General features: G+C 64.7%; 16 protein-coding genes and 1 pseudogene. 4 read left to right on the top strand and 13 right to left on the bottom strand.

Going from position 1 to position 18,083, the window contains the following annotated elements; translation table 11 throughout:
- The first annotated feature begins 7 nt into the window (after positions 1–7).
- The 3 genes and pseudogenes from rpoC (at position 8) to SALA_RS07515 (ending at position 6,320) form a co-directional block, all read left to right on the top strand.
- Entirely contained in the window at positions 8–4,291 is a 4,284-nt protein-coding gene (gene rpoC, locus SALA_RS07525; RefSeq protein ID WP_011541778.1) for a DNA-directed RNA polymerase subunit beta', read from the top strand.
- 277 nt (positions 4,292–4,568) lie between these two features.
- A pseudogene (locus SALA_RS07520) lies at positions 4,569–4,928 on the top strand (YciI family protein); the annotation flags it as partial.
- A 135-nt stretch (positions 4,929–5,063) separates the two neighbouring features.
- Positions 5,064–6,320: an RNA polymerase sigma factor gene (locus SALA_RS07515; protein ID WP_202795312.1), complete on the top strand. Its 1,257-nt coding sequence runs from the start codon at positions 5,064–5,066 to the stop codon at positions 6,318–6,320.
- A gap of 30 nt (positions 6,321–6,350) precedes the next feature.
- Here SALA_RS07515 and SALA_RS07510 read toward each other — a convergent pair whose 3' ends face one another.
- From SALA_RS07510 to SALA_RS07500, 4 genes are read right to left on the bottom strand one after another with little or no spacing between them, the layout of a single operon-like run.
- Positions 6,351–6,545 (bottom strand): hypothetical protein, encoded by a 195-nt coding sequence (locus SALA_RS07510; protein ID WP_011541775.1) that lies wholly within the window; start codon positions 6,543–6,545, stop codon positions 6,351–6,353.
- Positions 6,546–6,590: 45 nt separating this feature from the next.
- The gene (locus tag SALA_RS17105; protein ID WP_237700937.1) at positions 6,591–6,746 is read right to left on the bottom strand and encodes a hypothetical protein; all 156 of its coding nucleotides are present in this window, start codon (positions 6,744–6,746) and stop codon (positions 6,591–6,593) included.
- Positions 6,747–6,783: 37 nt separating this feature from the next.
- On the bottom strand, positions 6,784–7,041 hold the full coding sequence (infA, locus tag SALA_RS07505; RefSeq protein ID WP_041383176.1) for a translation initiation factor IF-1: 258 nt from the start codon (positions 7,039–7,041) through the stop codon (positions 6,784–6,786).
- A gap of 2 nt (positions 7,042–7,043) precedes the next feature.
- A complete protein-coding gene (locus tag SALA_RS07500; protein WP_041383868.1) occupies positions 7,044–7,250 on the bottom strand; it encodes a cold-shock protein in 207 nt (68 codons plus the stop codon).
- A 172-nt stretch (positions 7,251–7,422) separates the two neighbouring features.
- Between SALA_RS07500 and SALA_RS07495 the strand changes: the two genes are divergently transcribed.
- Positions 7,423–7,698: a hypothetical protein gene (locus SALA_RS07495; protein WP_153802657.1), complete on the top strand. Its 276-nt coding sequence runs from the start codon at positions 7,423–7,425 to the stop codon at positions 7,696–7,698.
- 308 nt (positions 7,699–8,006) lie between these two features.
- On the opposite strand, the gene rsmA is transcribed toward SALA_RS07495, so the two are convergent.
- The 9 genes from rsmA to ilvB form a co-directional block, all read right to left on the bottom strand.
- On the bottom strand, positions 8,007–8,846 hold the full coding sequence (rsmA, locus tag SALA_RS07490; protein ID WP_237700936.1) for a 16S rRNA (adenine(1518)-N(6)/adenine(1519)-N(6))-dimethyltransferase RsmA: 840 nt from the start codon (positions 8,844–8,846) through the stop codon (positions 8,007–8,009).
- On the bottom strand, positions 8,843–9,862 hold the full coding sequence (gene pdxA, locus SALA_RS07485; protein ID WP_011541770.1) for a 4-hydroxythreonine-4-phosphate dehydrogenase PdxA: 1,020 nt from the start codon (positions 9,860–9,862) through the stop codon (positions 8,843–8,845). The genes rsmA and pdxA overlap by 4 nt, the downstream gene beginning before the upstream one ends.
- Positions 9,862–11,202, bottom strand: a complete 1,341-nt coding sequence (locus SALA_RS07480; RefSeq protein ID WP_011541769.1) for a peptidylprolyl isomerase — start codon at positions 11,200–11,202, stop codon at positions 9,862–9,864. The genes pdxA and SALA_RS07480 overlap by 1 nt, the downstream gene beginning before the upstream one ends.
- A gap of 137 nt (positions 11,203–11,339) precedes the next feature.
- Positions 11,340–12,596: an adenosylmethionine--8-amino-7-oxononanoate transaminase gene (locus SALA_RS07475; RefSeq protein WP_011541768.1), complete on the bottom strand. Its 1,257-nt coding sequence runs from the start codon at positions 12,594–12,596 to the stop codon at positions 11,340–11,342.
- Positions 12,597–12,650: 54 nt separating this feature from the next.
- Entirely contained in the window at positions 12,651–13,259 is a 609-nt protein-coding gene (bioD, locus tag SALA_RS07470; protein ID WP_011541767.1) for a dethiobiotin synthase, read from the bottom strand.
- The gene (locus SALA_RS07465) at positions 13,256–14,395 is read right to left on the bottom strand and encodes an 8-amino-7-oxononanoate synthase (protein ID WP_011541766.1); all 1,140 of its coding nucleotides are present in this window, start codon (positions 14,393–14,395) and stop codon (positions 13,256–13,258) included. Before SALA_RS07465 ends, bioD begins: the two co-directional genes overlap by 4 nt.
- A 108-nt stretch (positions 14,396–14,503) precedes the next feature.
- Positions 14,504–15,544 (bottom strand): ketol-acid reductoisomerase, encoded by a 1,041-nt coding sequence (gene ilvC / locus SALA_RS07460; RefSeq protein WP_011541765.1) that lies wholly within the window; start codon positions 15,542–15,544, stop codon positions 14,504–14,506.
- Positions 15,545–15,651: 107 nt separating this feature from the next.
- Positions 15,652–16,170 (bottom strand): acetolactate synthase small subunit, encoded by a 519-nt coding sequence (gene ilvN, locus SALA_RS07455; RefSeq protein ID WP_011541764.1) that lies wholly within the window; start codon positions 16,168–16,170, stop codon positions 15,652–15,654.
- 148 nt (positions 16,171–16,318) lie between these two features.
- On the bottom strand, positions 16,319–18,073 hold the full coding sequence (gene ilvB, locus SALA_RS07450) for a biosynthetic-type acetolactate synthase large subunit (protein WP_041383174.1): 1,755 nt from the start codon (positions 18,071–18,073) through the stop codon (positions 16,319–16,321).
- Positions 18,074–18,083: the final 10 nt, after the last annotated feature.

Below are 18,083 nucleotides of genomic sequence, written 5' to 3'. Positions count from 1 at the left end.
CAGACAAATGAACCAGCTTACCAACTTCATGAACCCGGTCGCGAAGCCCGAAACCTTCGACATGATCAAGATCGGCATCGCGAGCCCCGAGCGCATCCGCTCGTGGTCGTTTGGCGAGATCAAGAAGCCCGAAACGATCAACTACCGCACGTTCAAGCCTGAACGTGACGGGCTGTTCTGCGCGCGCATTTTCGGTCCGATCAAGGATTATGAATGCCTGTGCGGCAAGTACAAGCGTATGAAATACAAGGGCATCGTCTGCGAAAAATGCGGTGTCGAAGTCACGGTCACGAAAGTGCGCCGCGAGCGCATGGGCCATATCGAGCTTGCCGCACCCGTCGCGCACATCTGGTTCCTGAAGTCGCTGCCGTCGCGCATCGGCCTGCTGCTCGACATGCAGCTCAAGCAGCTCGAGCGCGTCCTCTATTTCGAAGCCTATATCGTCCTTGAGCCCGGCCTGACCCCGCTCGAGAAGTTCCAGCTGCTGACCGAAGACGAACTGCTCGACGCGCAGGACGAGTATGGCGAAGATGCTTTTTCGGCCGGTATCGGCGCCGAGGCGATCCGCACTCTGCTCGAAAATCTCGACCTCGAGCAGGAACGCACCGACCTGATGGAAGAGCTGGCGACGACCAAGTCGGAGCTCAAGCCCAAGAAGATCATCAAGCGCCTGAAAGTCGTGGAATCCTTCATCGAATCGGGCAACCGCCCCGAATGGATGATCCTGGAGGTCGTTCCGGTCATCCCGCCCGAACTGCGCCCGCTGGTGCCGCTCGACGGCGGCCGCTTCGCGACGTCGGACCTCAACGACCTCTATCGCCGCGTCATCAACCGCAACAACCGTCTGAAGCGCCTGATGGAACTGCGTGCGCCGGACATCATCGTCCGCAACGAGAAGCGCATGTTGCAGGAAGCCGTCGACGCGCTGTTCGACAACGGCCGCCGCGGTCGCACGATCACCGGCGCCAACAAGCGTCCGCTGAAGTCGCTGTCCGACATGCTCAAGGGCAAGCAGGGCCGCTTCCGCCAGAACCTGCTCGGCAAGCGCGTCGACTATTCGGGCCGTTCGGTGATCGTCACCGGTCCCGAACTCAAGCTGCACCAGTGCGGCCTGCCCAAGAAGATGGCGCTCGAGCTTTTCAAGCCGTTCATCTATGCGCGCCTCGACGCCAAGGGTCTGTCGATGACCCTCAAGCAGGCGAAGAAGTGGGTCGAGAAGGAGCGCAAGGAAGTCTGGGACATCCTCGACGAGGTTATTCGCGAGCACCCGGTCCTCCTGAACCGTGCCCCGACGCTCCACCGCCTCGGCATCCAGGCGTTCGAGCCGGTGCTGATCGAGGGCAAGGCGATCCAGCTGCACCCGCTGGTCTGCGCCGCGTTCAACGCCGACTTCGACGGCGACCAGATGGCGGTCCACGTCCCGCTCTCGCTGGAAGCCCAGCTGGAAGCGCGCGTGCTGATGATGTCGACCAACAACATCCTCAGCCCCGCAAACGGCAAGCCGATCATCGTGCCGTCGCAGGACATGGTTCTCGGCCTCTATTATCTCTCGCTGGAGCGCGAAGGCGAGCCGGGCGAAGGCATGTTGCTCGCCGATATGGCCGAAGTCCATCAGGCGCTGCATATCGGCGCGGTCACGCTGCACTCGAAAATCATCAGCCGCGTTCCGCAGACCGACGAGAAGGGCAATGAATATCTGAAGCGCTTTGAAACCACGCCGGGCCGTATGCTGATCGGCGAATGCCTGCCGAAGTCGCACACTGTGCCCTTTGACGTCGTCAACCGCCTTCTGACCAAGAAGGAAATCGGCGACGTGATCGACCAGGTCTATCGCCATACCGGCCAGAAGGAGACGGTGCTGTTCGCCGACGCCATCATGGCGCTGGGTTTCCGTCATGCTTTCAAGGCGGGCATCTCGTTCGGCAAGGACGACATGATCATTCCGGCTTCGAAGGAGCAGCTGGTCGACGAAACCCGCTCGCTGGTGAAGGATTTCGAGCAGCAGTATCAGGACGGCCTGATCACGCAGCAGGAAAAATATAACAAGGCGATCGATGCCTGGTCGCAGTGCGGCGACAAGGTCGCGAACGCGATGATGGACGAAATCCGCGCTACGCCGAAGCTGCCCGACGGCCGTCTGGCCCCGATCAACTCCATCTATATGATGGCGCATTCGGGTGCCCGCGGCTCGCAGGCACAGATGAAGCAGCTCGCCGGCATGCGCGGCCTGATGGCCAAGCCGTCGGGCGAGATCATCGAAACGCCGATCATCTCGAACTTCAAGGAAGGCCTGACCGTTCTCGAGTATTTCAACTCGACCCACGGTGCGCGCAAGGGTCTGGCCGATACGGCGCTCAAGACGGCAAACTCGGGTTATCTGACCCGCCGTCTGGTCGACGTGTCGCAGGATTGCGTCGTGATCGAGGAAGATTGCGGCACCACCCGCGGCATGGAAATGCGCGCGATCATCCAGGGCGGCTCGACGATCGCCTCGCTCGGCGAGCGCATCCTCGGTCGCACGACGCTGGAAGACGTCGTCGACAAGGACGGCAATGTCATCGCGCCCGTCGGCACCTTGCTTGACGAAGCGACAACGCAGCGGATCGAAGAGGCCGAGGTCCAGTCGGTCAAGATTCGCTCGCCGCTCGTTTGCGAAGCGACGCTGGGCGTTTGCGGCAAATGCTATGGCCGCGACCTGGCCCGCGGCACGCCGGTCAATATCGGCGAAGCGGTGGGGGTTATCGCTGCGCAGTCGATCGGCGAACCCGGCACCCAGCTGACCATGCGCACCTTCCACATTGGCGGGGCGGCGCAGGTCAACGAACAGTCGAACGTCGAGGCGATTTCGGACGGTACGATCGAATATCGCGACATGGCGACGATCGTCGACCAGCGCGGCCGCCGCCTGGCGCTGTCGCGTTCGGGCGAGATCGCGATCATCGACAGCGAAGGCCGCGAACGCGCGTCGCACAAGCTGCCCTATGGTGCGCAGATCATGCACAAGGACGGCGAAAAGGTGAAGAAGGGCGACCGGATTGCCGAATGGGATCCGTTCACCATGCCGCTGATCACCGAAAAGCAGGGCGTTGTGAAATATCAGGATCTGATCGACGGCAAGACGCTGACCGAACAGGTCGACGAAGCGACGGGCATCGCCCAGCGCGTGGTGATCGAATATCGCGCCGCCGGACGCAGCAAGAAGGAAGACCTTCAGCCGCGCATCACCCTGCTCGACGACGCATCGGGCGAAGCTGCACGCTATCTGCTCGCGGTCGGCACGATGATCTCAGTCGAGGACGGGCAGACGGTGCAGGCGGGCGACGTACTGGCGCGTGTGAGCCGCGAAGCGTCGAAGACGCGCGACATCACCGGCGGTCTGCCGCGGGTTGCCGAGCTGTTCGAAGCGCGCATTCCGAAGGATAACAGCGTCATCGCGAAGATCAGCGGCCGCATTGAGTTCGTCAAGGACTACAAGGCGAAGCGCAAGATCGCGATCGTTCCGGAAGAAGGCGATCCGATCGAATATCTGATCCCCAAGTCGAAGGTGCTGGAAGTGCAGGAAGGCGACATGGTCAAGCGCGGCGATGCGCTGATCTCCGGCTCGCCGAACCCGCATGACATCCTCGACGTCATGGGCGTCGAGGCGCTGGCCGAATATCTGGTCGCGGAGATCCAGGAAGTCTATCGACTCCAGGGCGTGAAGATCAACGACAAGCACATCGAGGTGATCGTTCGCCAGATGCTGCAGAAGGTCGAGATCACCGATGGCGGCGACACCACGCTGCTGCCGGGCGAACAGCTCGATTATCTGGAGATGATGGAATATAACGCCAAACTGCCCAAGAACGGCAAACCGGCCGAGGGCCGCCCGGTCCTCCTCGGCATCACCAAGGCGAGCCTGCAAACGCGCAGCTTCGTTTCGGCGGCGTCCTTCCAGGAAACGACCCGCGTTCTCACCGAAGCGTCGGTGCAGGGCAAGGTCGACTCGCTGCAGGGGCTCAAGGAAAATGTCATCGTCGGCCGCCTCATCCCGGCGGGTACCGGCGCTGCCATGAACCGTGTCCGCGTCACCGCCTCGTCGAAGGATGCCGCGCTGCGCGCCGCGATGCGTGTTGCGAACCAGGAGCATCTCATTGCGCCGCGGACCGCAGCCGAGGAGCATGCGGCCGAACTCGCGCAGGGCCCCGAAGCGGCGATCGGCGACGATCCGCTGGGCAAGGTGCAGGGTGAGGATTTCACGACCGACGATGTGATGGTCGAGGAACGCCCCGAAGGCGCCAGCGAGGAATAAGCCGCTTGCGCTCTTGGCCATGAAAAAAGCCCCGCCGGAACGATCCGGCGGGGCTTTTTTTGGCCGCCGATAATGGCGGGATCGCCACCCGGCAGGGGGAGCCGCAACGGCGGGTCGACCGCACGATGTCTATCCGACAGGTAATCGCCGTGGAGACAATAACCGGTGATAAGCACGCCCGACGCGCCGCGGATTTATTCGACTGTCGATTCTGACCGGGTTCGTTCGTCGTCAGCATGAGAGGCCGTTGTTGGCCTCGGTAACAAGGAGATGGCAAATGCGTGTGATGGTGTTCGTGAAGGCGACCGAGGACAGCGAAAAGGGTCTGCCGCCAACCGAGGAAATGACCGCGATGTTCGAGGCGATGGGCAAGTTCAACGAGGAACTCGTCAACGCCGGGGTGATGGTCGCGGGCGACGGGCTGAAGCCCTCCTCGTTCGGCAAGCGCATTCATTTCGACGGTCCGAACCGCACGGTGACCGACGGTCCTTTCGCCGAAGCGCGCGAACTGGTCGCCGGTTACTGGATCTGGGAAGTCAAGGACATGGACGAAGCGGTCGCCTGGGCCAAACGCTGCCCCAACCCGATGATGGGACCGAGCGATCTGGAAATTCGGCCCTTCTATGAAATGGAGGATTTCGGCGACGCGGTGACCCCCGAGATCGCGGCGCGCGAAGAACGGCTGCGCGATCAACTGGCGAACGAATAAGCCGTTCAGCCCTCTGCCATGCTTGCCTCGTCGGTGAACTTCGCGGACAAGACGGACATGGCAATGGAAGACATCCATAGGGCAATCGAGGCGGTTTTCCGCATCGAGCGGGCGAGGTTGATTGCCGGTCTTGCCCGCCTGACCCGCGACGTCGACCGCGCCGAGGAACTGGCGCAGGATGCGCTGCTCGTCGCGCTGACCGAGTGGCCGAGGGGCGGCGTTCCGGACAATCCCGGCGCGTGGCTCATGACTGCGGCGAAGCGGCGCGCGATCGACGGCGTTCGCCACCATGCGATGCGGACGCGCAAACATGCCGAGATTGCCCGCGAACTGGACGAGGAGCGCGACATGAGCGCGGAGGCCGTCGAAGCGGCGCTGGACGATCCGCTGGGCGACGAACTGCTCGGGCTGATCTTTGCCGCCTGCCACCCCGTGATTTCGCCCGACGGACGCGCCGCGCTGACGCTACGGCTCGTTGGCGGGCTGACGGTCGAGGAGATTGCGCGGGCTTTCCTGTCGAACGAGGCGACGATCGCGGCGCGGATCACCCGCGCCAAGAAAGCGATCGCCAAGGCGGGCGTGGCGTTCGAGGTGCCGCGCGGCGCCGAGCTGGCGGCGCGCCTGCCGTCGGTGCTGGAAGTCGTCTATCTGATTTTCAACGAAGGCTATGCCGCCACCGCGGGACCGGCGCTGGTGCGGCCGCCGCTCTGCGCCGAGGCGCTGCGACTGGGGCGCATCCTCGCCGCGCTGATGCCCGATGAGCCGGAAGTGCTGGGCCTGTTGGCGCTGATGGAGATTCAGGCGTCGCGACTGGCGGCGCGCGCCGGGCCGGACGGCAGGTTCGTGCCGCTGACCGAACATAACCGGGCGCGCTGGGACCAACTGCTCATCCGCCGCGGGTTGAACGCGCTGGCGCGGGTCGAGGCGCTGGGAGGCGCGGGCGGACCCTATGCGTTGCAGGCGGCGCTCGCGGCCTGTCATGCCAGGGCGCGGCGCGCCGAGGACACCGACTGGCGGCGGATCGCCGCGCTTTATGATCGGTTGGGACAGGTGATGCCATCGCCGGTGGTCGAACTCAACCGGGCGATCGCGCACAGCATGGCGTTCGGTCCCGAAGCGGGGCTGGCGCTGGTTGATACGCTCGCCGACGCAGCGGTGCTCCGCAACTATGCCCCGCTACCCGCGGCGCGCGGCGATTTCCTGCTGCGCGCCGGTCGCAAAGCCGAGGCCAAAGGCGCGTTCGAGGCGGCGGCGGCGCTGTCGGCCAATGAGCGTGAGCGCGAATGGCTGCTCGCACGGGCGGCCGCCTGCGCCAACTAGGTTCAGGACCCTAGCCGATTGGATGCCCGATCATTCGGGCATGGCATCGGCAACGCGCACCTTTTCGGCGCGCAATTTTTCGGTGTGGAGCAGCTTGTCGGCCATCGCCTGCCACGCCGCAGCGGCGCGCAGATTGCGCTCGCGGACCCGGTCGAGCCCGGACGCGTCGGCCTCTGCGGTGCAACGCTGCGCCTGGGCGAGGTAGAATTCGGTGGTGGCCGACACGGGGCTTTGCTCCTGAAAATGGGGCCGGAAAACAGGCGGCGCGGATCAGTCGACCATATCGGCGATCAGGCGCCGCAATTCGCGCCGCGACAGCGTCGGGCGGCGGCGGCGCGGCGGGTTCGCCATCATGGCCTTTCCGGCGAGTGACAGCGCGGGCAGCGCGGGAATGATCGAGGGATTGCTTGGGAATAGATTCATCATCTTTATCTTTGATTTTTCGTTAGTTGAATAGAGCCGGTCAGCGCGAACGGCGCTGTCCGGGAGTGGCCGGCCCGCCGCCGCGTTCGCGGTAGACGAGGCGACCCTTGCTGAGGTCATAAGGCGTCATTTCGACGCGGACCGCGTCGCCCACTACCGTCCGGATGCGGAAACGCCGCATCCGGCCGGCCGTATAGACGACGACCCGATGACCATTTTCGAGCATGACGCCGAAGCGCCCGTCGGGCAGGACTTCATCGACCTGCCCTTCGAAGGTCATCAGTTCCTCTTTGGCCAAGATCAGGCCGACTGGAGGTTGATCGCCGAAACCTTACCGTTCTTGCCGGTTTCGAGTTCGTAGGAGACGCGCTGCTCCTTGTTCAGCGTATCCATGCCGGCGGCCTGGACCGCGGTGATGTGGACGAAGCTGTCGCCCGAGCCGTCTTCATTTTCGATGAAGCCGTAGCCCTTGTCATTGTTGAAGAATTTTACGGTGCCGATGGCCATGAGAGTGTTTCCTTTCACGAAAACAAAAAAATCCTCCGGCAAAAGCACCGGCGGAGCTGGTAGCATGTGAAGGGAAAAGTCTGCCCCAAAAGGCCGTCAAATTCCGTCGCAGGCGACGTTAGCGAAGCCCATATGAGGGATTCTTCCAGAAAAGTCAAGGTGCCACCCAAAATTGCGGCAGGATGACGCGGAATCGATGCGGCATTTTTCATGTGCGCGAGATGATGAATATGGAGCGGGCACAGCGATTTTATTTGGGTTGGATGCCGTGATAAAGGCAAATTATTTTCGCGGTCTGGGCAGTTTTTCATCGATCGGGGTCGGGGTGATTTTGGGGGCAGAGAGCGAGTGTTGGAAGCGCCGCGGCATCGTTCGCGGGATGTGGCAGGCCAAAGAAGGCGCGGCGCAGCTGCGCGACCTCGGCCTCGCGTGCGGCCTGAGCCGATAGACGGCGGACGGCGACATGCCGACGCGCGTTGCCGAAATCATCACCGGGCCCGTGGTGGCAAAGGGCGCCAGAAAGTCGCGGTGAAGCCGCGGCGTCCAGCGATGGCTGCCGGGAGCAGGGGGGCGGCCTCCATCGGTTCGGCCTTTCGGTTTGGTGAAACCTACCGAATGAACCATATGGGTTATGCAGGGAAAAGAGCCTTTTTGAGGGTGGAGTGGTTTTGCCGTCGAGAGCGCCGCTCCATGCTTGCAACGCGGGCGCCGCCGATGGCGGACATTCGGGCTGCCACAAGGCCGAGGCGGATGCTGTCAGCGGCCCAGTGCGCGCGCCAGCGCGACCCATTCGGCGACGCTGACCGTTTCGGCGCGCCGCGTCGGGTCGATTCCCAGCGCTTCGGCGGCGGCGACCGCGCCGTCGATCCCCTTCAGGCTCTGCCGCAACATCTTGCGGCGCTGGCCAAAGCCTTTTTCGGTCAGCCGAGACAGGATGCGCGGATCGACGCCTGGGGGTTGGTCGGCGGGCGTCAGCTGGACGATGGCCGACATGACCTTGGGCGGCGGGGTGAAGGCCGAGCGATGCACTTTCATCGCGATCCTCGCCCTGGCGCGCCACTGCGCGAGCACCGCGAGGCGGCCATAGGCACTCGTGCCGACCGGCGCGACGATGCGTTCGGCGACCTCGAGCTGGAACATCAGCGTCAGCGACAGCCAGCGCGGCGGCCACGCCGCGGGTTCGAGCCAGCGCGTGAACAGCGCCGTCCCGACATTATAGGGCAGGTTGGCGACGATATGATAAGGATCGCCGCCGGTCAGCGCATCGACATCGACCGCCATCGCATCGTCGGCGATCACCGTCAGCTGCCCCGGAAACGCCTCGGCGAGGTCGGCCAGCAGCGGCAGGCAGCGCTCGTCGCGCTCGACAGCGATCACCCTGGCCCCCGTGCGCAGAAGCGCGCGCGTCAGCCCGCCCGGACCGGGGCCGACCTCGAACACCGTTGCGCCATCAAGGTCACCGGGAATCGCGGCGATGCGATCGAGCAACTGTTCGTCGAAGAGAAAGTTCTGTCCCAGCGCCTTGCTCGCCGACAGACCGTGGACGCGCACCGTCTCGCGCAGTGGCGGCAACGGCGTCCTGGGCTGGATCGTCACTTTGCCGGCGCGCAGCTGCGTTCGCGCGCCGCGGCCATGCGCGCGGCCATCGCGATCGCGGCAATCGTCGGACCGGGATCGGCGCGGCCGGTGCCCGCGATATTGAACGCCGTGCCATGGTCGGGCGAAGTACGGACGATTGGCAGCCCCAACGTCAGATTGACGCCGTCGTGGAAATGCAGCGCCTTGAACGGCGCGAGCGCCTGATCGTGATAGGCGCAGAGCAGCGCGTCATAGCGGTCGCGGATTCCCGGCGCGAAAAGCGCGTCGGCGGCGACCGGACCGTCGACCGTGAGGCCCTGCTCTCTGAGCTGCGCGACGGCGGGTTGCATGACGCGGAGTTCCTCGTCGCCCAATTGGCCACTCTCCCCGGCATGGGGGTTGAGGCCGGCGAGCGCGATCCGCGGCGTTGCGATGCCGAAGTCGCGGCGCAACCCGCGCGCGACGATCCGCGCCTTGGCGACGATCAACTCGCTCGTCAGCCGTTCGGGCACTTCGGAAAGCGGGATATGCACGGTAAGCGGCACGACGCGCAGCGACGGTCCCGCGAGCATCATCACCGCATTGGTCGCGGTGACGCCGCAGCGTTCGGCGATGAACTCGGTCTGGCCGGGGTGCGTATAGCCGATGCCGTGCAGCGCATGTTTCGACACCGATCCGGTGACGAGCGCGGCGCTCGCCTGGTTGCGCGTCAATCCGATGCCCGTTTCGAGCGCGTGGAGCGCGCAGGTCGCGCCGGCGGGAGTCGGCGATCCGGGGGTCAGCGGGCCGCTGTCCTCGAGGTGCCAGACGGGCAGTGCGGCGGCAAAGGCGCGCCCGACTTCGGCCATGTCGCCGACTCGCGCGATCGGCCCGTCCCAGACGGCCTCGACCGCGGCGATGTCGCCGATGGCGACGAAGGGCGGCAGATCATGCTCGTGGCGTGCGGCCCAGGCGCGGGCGGTAACTTCGGGGCCAACGCCCGCCGGGTCGCCCATGGTGACCGCGATCGGACGCCGATGGTCGTCGGCTTGCATCAGCTATATTCGATCACCGCGTCGCGGCGCAGGTCGCGCAGATAACGCTGGGCGCGCTTGTTGACCTTTTCTTCCAGCAGCTTCTGCTCAATCTGTTCGAGATTGGGTGCGGTTGCCGTCTCGGGCATGTCGCGGCCGCACAGCACCAGCACGCTGATGCCTTCGTTCGCGGCGCCGAACGGCTGCGTCGTCTGCCCGACCTGCAGATCGACGAGCGTGGCCTGCAACGGTGCCGGCAACGCGCGCATCGCGATATTGTCGCGCGACACGACACTGGCCCCCAATTGTTCGGCGACGGCGTCGGCCGCACCACAACCGGCGATCGTGCGCGTCGCCTGCGCAAAGCGGCTCGCAAGTTGAGACGCCTGCGCCTCCGTCGTCCCGGCCGGGAAGTCGAGCGAAATCTGCTTCAGGCTGAGTATGGCGTCGCGCGGGTCGGCGGTCAGCACCTGTCGTCGGTCGATCAGCAGCATGATCGAAATGCCGCCGGGCACCTCGATCGGCCCGACCAGTTGGCCGGGCTGCATCTGCATCGCGGCTTCGGCCATCGAAGCCGGAAGCTGCGCGCCCTTCACCCAGCCAAGATCGCCCCCGACGACCGCCGTGGATGCTTCCGAAAACTGGCGCGCATAGGCGGCAAAGCTGCCCCCCGCCTGCAGCGCCTGAATGATCTTGCGCGCATTTTCGGTAACTGCGGCGATATTGTCGGGCGTCGCCGACAGATAGATTTCGCCGAGGTGAAACTCGTCCTGCCCCTTGGCGGCTTCCATCTGTTTGACGATAAGATCGACTTCTTCGGTCGACACATTGGTCGTCGACTGGATGTTGCGCGACAGCAGACGGTCCCAGGCAAACTCGCCGCGGATCTGCTGTTTCACCGCCGCCGCCGAGGACCCCTTTGACGCCAGATAGGCGGCGAATTGTTCGGGCGTCTGCTTGAAGCGGGCGGCGAGACGCGCGAACTGCTCGTTCACGACATTTTCGTCGATGGTGATGTCGGCGGCGCGCGCTTCCTGAATCTGCAGCTTTTCGTCGATCAGGTTGCTGAATACCTGATTGCGCAGGCGCTGCTCCTCTTCGGGCGGCAACTCGACATTGTTGTTGGCGATCCGGATCAGCGCCATGCGCTGTTCGATGTCGGTCGCAGTGATGATCTCGCCATTCACCGTCGCCGAGGGGCGATAGACATTGGGTTTATTGTCACCATAAAGCTGGACATTGCCCGGGATGTTCAGGCTGGTCGTGGGCACTTCGGCATCGGCAACGGTCTGTGCGAGCACCGGGGTTACACCGGCGGCCGCCAGCGCGATCAGGCCGGTCATGGTCGAAAATCTGGTCATCTTTACCCTATTCGAGAAAGTCCGGACGCTCCGTATCAGCGGACACGCCCGATGGTCCAGCGCAATCCGCCGTTGGAGCCATTTGTTGCCCGCCAATAGCGCCGCGACGCTGAACGCAGGCTGAGCGAGCCAGAATGTCAGATCGTGTCGAGCGAGTCCGCAATCGCCTCCCACACCTGGGCCAGTTCGGTGGCATCGGTGCAATAGGGCGGCATCACATAGACACTGTTGCCGAGCGGGCGGAGAAGGACGCCGCGCTCGCGGTAGAAGGCGGCGAGCCGGGGCGCGAGGTTCGACAGATAGCCCGAATCGGGGGTGGTCACGTCGAGCGCGGCGATCGTGCCGATCCGGCGAGGATTGGCGACGCGCGGATGGCGCGAGAGGAGCGCCAGATGCGCGGCCTGTGCCCCTGCGAGCGCGTCGATCCGCTGCTGTACCGGCTCGTCGCGCCAGATTTCCAGGTTCGCATTCGCCGCGGCGCACGCGATCGGGTTCGCCGTGTAGCTCGATGAATGATAAAAGGTCTTGCTGCGGTCGTGCGAATAATGCGCGTCGAAGACCGGCTCGATACACAGCGTCACCGCAAGCGGGATCGCGCCGCCCGTCAGCCCTTTCGAAAGGCACATGATGTCGGGGATGATTCCCGCCTGGTCGCAAGCGAAGCGTGTGCCCGTGCGGCCCCACCCGGTCATCACCTCGTCGGCGATAAAGAGGACGCCGTGGCGCGCGCAGATGCTTCGCATCTCGGCGAGTACCCACGCGGGATAGACGAGCATCCCGCCGGCGCCGAGGATGAGCGGTTCGACGATGAAAGCGGCGGGTTTTTCCGTGCACGCGGCATCGAGCGCGTCGAGCGTCGCCTGCTCCCCCCCTTCGTGCGGGAAGGGGATGGTGTCGACATCGAAGAGCAAAGGCTGCCAGGCGCGGTTATAGACGCCGCGCTCGCCGACCGACATCGTGCCGATCGTGTCGCCGTGATAGCTGTGTTCGAGGACAAGGATGCGGCTGCGCGCCTCGCCGATGTTGAACCAGTATCCGAGCGCCATCTTCAGCGCGACCTCCACGCTGGTCGAGCCCGAGTCCGAGAAGAAGACGCGGGTGAGCGGATCGGGGGTGATGCGCACCAGCGCGGCGGCGAGCGTTTCGGCGGGTTCGTGCGTCCAGCCGGCGAAGATGATCTGGTCAAGCTTTTCGGTCTGGGCGCGGATCGCAGCCATGATGCGCGGGTGCGCGTGGCCGTGGGTGGTGATCCACCAGCTCGAGATGGCGTCGATCCAGCTGTTGCCCGCGGCATCGTGGAGCCTGGCGCCGCTCGCGTGGCTGATCAGCGGGATCGGTTCGCCGAGACCGTGCTGGGTAAAGGGGTGCCAGACGGGGGAAGGGTTTTTGGCCATGTCGGGCGCGCCTTACATCCCTTCGTCATTCCAGCGAAAGCGGAAATGGCCAATTCAGCGGAAATCGGCGATGTCGAAGTTGGCGCCGAACGCCGCGGCGAGATTTTCGCTCGTCAGCGGGGCGACGACAGGCAAGCGGCCCAACCGGCGAACGCCCGAGACGTCCGCGATGATCGCCTCGCTGTCCTCGACCGCATCGCCGATGAATACGACGCCGTGGATCGGTACGTCCCGGCGTTTCAGCGCCTCGATCGTCAGCAGGCTGTGGTTGATCGTGCCGAGGCTGGTACGCGCGCAGACGATCACGGGCACTTGCCAGCGCGCGAAAAGCTCGGCGTAAAGCGTCCGGCGGGTGACGGGGACAAGCGCGCCACCCGCACCTTCGACGATCAATTCGCCCGGTGGTGGCGTCAGCCTTTCGATGTCAATGGCGACGCCGTCGATTTCGGCGGCGATGTGCGGTGAGGCCGGGGTGACGAGGCGATAGGCTTCGGGACGGACGGGAACCCCGGCGAGCCGCGCGACAATTTCGCTGTCGGTTTCCTCTTCGAGCCCCGACTGGACGGGTTTCCAGTAGGGTGTGCCCGTCGCCCGCGCCAGGCTCGCGGAGAAAATGGTTTTTCCGATGCCGGTGTCTGTCCCGGTGACGACGAAGCGCGTCATGCCGCGGCCATCGCGTCGGCGAGCGCGTCGGCCATATCGTCGATGTCGCTCTCGTCGATATTGAGCGTGATCGCGATGCGAAGGCGCGCCGTTCCCTCGGCCACCGTCGGCGGGCGGATACCGCGAATGTCGAAACCCGCCGCCTGCAAGCGCCGCGCGATGCGCATCGCACGGTCATTGTCGCCGATGATCACGGGAAGGATCTGCGTTCCGCTCGCCGGGATGCCGAGCGGAACGAGACGTTCGGCGGCGTGACGGACGAGCGCGTGGAGGCGCGCCTGGCGTTCCGGCTCGTTAGCGACGATTTCGATCGCCTGCCGGACGAGCCACGCCATCAGCGGCGATGGCGCCGTCGAAAAGATGAAGGGGCGCGCGCGGTTGACAAGGAAGTCGCGAACGATCGCGGGCGCGCAGAGCAGCGCCCCTTCGGCGCCCAATGCCTTGCCGCAGGTGTGCAGGGTGACGAGATTGTCGCGGCGCGTCAGACCGTGCGAGAGGCCCGCACCGCCGGGACCGAACACCCCGGTCGCATGGGCTTCATCGACGATGAATATGGCGTCGTGGCGGTCGGCGACTTCGGCAAGCTGGGCGAGCGGGGCGCGATCGCCGTCCATCGAGTAAAGGCTTTCGACCGCGATCCATGGCGTTCCCGCGCCGCCGCCGGCGCGCCAGCGGACAATGATGTCTTCGAACGCCTGCGCGTCGTTGTGCGCGGCGGCGACATGTCCCGCGCGGCCGAGCCTCATTCCGTCATGCGCGCTCGCGTGGATGAGTTCGTCATGGACGACCAGATCCCCGCGCTGCGGCAGCGTCGCGAACAGCGCGGCGTTGGCGGCGAACCCGGTCGAGAAAAACAGTGCGGCCTCGCTGCCATAATGGCGTGCGGCGTGGACCTCGAGCGCTTCATGTTCGGCGTGGTTGCCGCGCAGCAGCCGCGAGCCGCCCGAGCCCGCGGGGAGGCCGCGTTCGATGCCCGCGGTCAGCGCGGCGCGCAGGACATCGGAATCGGCAAGGCCGAGATAATCGTTCGACGCGAAATCGCGCCCGGCGCGCGGGGCGAGAGCGCGGCGACGGCTCTGCGTCGCCAGGGCGGCGAGATCCTTGCGGTGGGTGTTGAAGGGAGAGTTCGGCGGCATTCTATCCTCAAACGCGTCATCGGGCGAAGGCCGGGATCTCACCATCGCGTAAAGCGCCACGGCACGATTCCGGCCTTCGCCGGGATGGCGAAAGTCAAGATTCGGCCATCAATTCTTCGCCTTGTCGACCAGCTTGTTCTTGGCGATCCACGGCATCATCGCGCGGAGCTTTTCGCCCGTCTGCTCGATCGGGTGCGCTGCGGCGGCCTTGCGGCTGGCCTTGAGTTCAGGCTGGCCGGCCTGATTGTCGAGCACGAAATCCTTGACGAAACGCCCCGACTGGATGTCGGCTAGGACGCGCTTCATTTCCTTCTTCGTTTCCTCGGTGATGATGCGCGGCCCGGTCTTGATGTCGCCATATTCGGCGGTGTTCGAGATCGAATAGCGCATGTTGGCGATGCCGCCTTCATAGAGGAGGTCGACGATCAGCTTGGTTTCGTGGAGGCATTCGAAATAGGCCATTTCGGGGGCGTAGCCCGCCTCGACGAGCGTTTCGAAACCCGCCTGAATGAGGTGGGTGATGCCGCCGCACAGCACCGCCTGTTCGCCGAACAGGTCGGTCTCGCACTCTTCCTTGAAGGTCGTTTCGATGATGCCGCTGCGCCCGCCCCCAACTGCGGACGCGTAGGACAGGGCGAGCGCCTTGGCATAGCCGTTGCCCGCCGCGGCCGACCCTTGCGCTTCCTGTGCGACCGCGATCAGGCAGGGGACGCCGCCGCCCTTCTGATATTCGCTGCGCACCGTATGGCCGGGCCCTTTGGGCGCGACCATGAAGACGTCGATGTCCGGGCGCGCTTCGATGAGGCCGAAATGGATGTTGAGGCCGTGGGCGAAGGCGAGGGCGGCGCCGGGCTTCATGTTCGGGCCGATGTCTTCGGCATAGATTTTCGCCTGATGCTCGTCGGGGGCGGCGATCATGATGACATCGGCCCACGCGGCGGCTTCCTTGTTCGACATCACCTTGAAGCCCGCGGCTTCGGCCTTTTTCGCGGTCGGCGAGCCGGGACGGAGCGCGATCGCGACTTCCTTGACGCCGCTGTCGCGCATATTCTGCGCATGCGCATGGCCCTGGCTGCCATAGCCGACGACGGCGACCTTCTTGCCCTTGATCAGATCCTGGTCGGCGTCACGATCGTAATAAACCTGCATGTCATTCTTCCCTTGTTTTCATTCGTCATGCCGGACGTGATCCGGCATCCATGGACCCCGGATCAAGTCCGGGGTGACGAAGGTTGAACCGTCATTCCTGTTAAAACTCAGAGCGCCTCCGGGCCGCGTGCGATGGCAACGACGCCGGTGCGACCGACCTCGACCAGCCCGCATTCGCGCATCAGCGCGATGAAGCGGTCGACCTTGTCGCTCGTCCCGGTGATTTCAAAGATGAAGCTGGTCAGCGTCGTATCGACAACCTTGGCGCGAAAGACATCGGCCATGCGCAGCGCCTCGATCCTTTTGTCGCCGGTGCCCGCGACTTTGACGAGCGCGATTTCGCGCTCGACATGCGTTTCGCCCGCATCGGTGAGGTCGACAACCTTGTGGACCGGGACCAGCCGGTCGAGCTGCGCGATGATCTGGTCGATGATCGGCGGCGGGCCGTTGGTGACGATCGTGATGCGCGACAGCGCATGATCCGAACTGATGTCGGCCACGGTGAGGCTTTCGATATTATAACCGCGCGCGGTGAACAGCCCGGTGATCTTGGCGAGCACGCCGGCTTCGTTGTCGACGGTGATGGCGAGCACATGGCGCTCGCCGGCTTCGGTCTTGATTTTCATTGTTCCTCCCCGGCACGGGGAGGGGGACCGGCGAAGCTGGTGGAGGGGTACGGGCCCGCATCCGCCGCGCTTGACACCGCGTGCCCCTCCACCATGCTTCGCATGATCCCCCTCCCCCGATGGGGGAGGATCGCGTTGCTCGCCGCCATCACACCAGCGCTTTCGCTTCGTCGTCCATCGTGCCGGTGATGTCGTTCGGCTGGAGGATCATGTCGGTGTGCGCCGCTCCGCTCGGGATCATCGGGAAGCAGTTGGCGAGCTGGGCGACGCGGCAGTCGACGATCACCGGGCCCGGAGTCTCGATCATCCGGGCGATGCCGCCTTCGAGTTCGCCGAGCGTGTCGATCCGTAATCCGGTCCAGCCATAGGCTTCGGCGAGCTTCACAAAATCGGGCAGGCTGTCCGAATAGCTGTTCGAATAGCGGCTTTCATAGGTCAGTTCCTGCCACTGGCGGACCATGCCCATCCATTCATTGTTGAGGATGAATATCTTCACCGGCAGGCGGTACTGGCTGACCGTGCCCATTTCCTGAATGTTCATCTGAAGGCTGGCTTCGCCCGCGATGCAGATGACGAGGCGGTTCGGGTGCGCGATCTGCGCGCCGACCGCGGCGGGGAAGCCATAACCCATCGTGCCGAGCCCGCCGCTGGTCAGCCAGCGGTTCGGGGCGGAGAAGCCGAAATGCTGCGCCGCCCACATCTGGTGCTGCCCGACTTCGGTGGTGATGATCGGATCGCGCCCGCGCGTCGCGTCGAACAGCGCCTTCACCGCGCGCTGCGGCATGATGTCGGCGTCGGGCTCCTTTTTTTCGGGGAAGTCGAGGCAGCGCGTGGCGCGCCAGCCGTCGACGCGGCGCCACCATTCGCCGAGGTCGCGCGCCTTGTGGCCCCTGTCCTGCCACGCGGCGATCAGCGCGGCGAGCGCGCGCCCGGCATCGCCGACGATCGCGAGGTCGACGGGGACGATCTTGTTGATCGAGCTGCGATCAATGTCGATATGGATCTTTTTGGAATCGGGCGAAAAGGCGTCGAGGCGGCCGGTCACGCGGTCGTCGAAGCGCGCGCCGACCGCGACGATCAGGTCGGCGCGGTTCATCGCCATATTGGCTTCATAGGTGCCGTGCATACCGAGCATGCCGAGCCATTTGGGATCGTCAGCGGGGAAGGCGCCGAGCCCCATCAAGGTCGAGGTGATCGGCGCGCCGGTCAGGCCGACGAGCTGGCGCAAGGCAGCGCTCGCATCGGGGCCGGCGTTGATCACGCCGCCGCCGGTGTAGAAGACCGGACGTTCGGCCGCAGCGATCATGTCGATCGCCTGACCGATCGCGTCGGCGTCGGGTTCGACTTGCGGGCGATAGCTGTTGTGCTGGATGAACTCGGGCACCGAATAGGTGCCGGTCGCGACCTGAACATTTTTCGGAATGTCGATCACCACCGGGCCGGGGCGGCCGTGCGTCGCGATATGGAACGCCTCGTGCATGACGGGGCCGAGGCGGTCGGGATCCATCACCAGATAATTATGCTTGGTGCAATGGCGCGTGATGCCGACCGTGTCGCATTCCTGAAAGGCGTCGGTGCCGATCAGCGTCGTCGGAACCTGGCCGGTGAGCACGACCATCGGAATCGAATCGAGCAAGGCGTCGGTGATGCCAGTGACGGCGTTCGTCGCGCCGGGGCCCGAGGTGACCAGTACGACGCCCGGCTTGCCGGTCGAGCGCGCATAACCCTCCGCCGCATGCGTCGCCGCCTGTTCATGACGGACGAGAATATGCTTGATCGTCGGGTGCTTGTAGAGCGCGTCATAGATGGGAAGGACCGCGCCGCCCGGATAGCCGAACACTGTATCGACGCCAAGGTCGACCAGCGCCTGAACCACCATGTCGGCACCGCTCATTTCCGTCACGACGAAACTC

The organism is Sphingopyxis alaskensis RB2256, assembly GCF_000013985.1.
Taxonomy (GTDB): Bacteria; Pseudomonadota; Alphaproteobacteria; order Sphingomonadales; family Sphingomonadaceae; genus Sphingopyxis; species Sphingopyxis alaskensis.
This window is presented reverse-complemented; position numbering and strand designations above follow the sequence as displayed.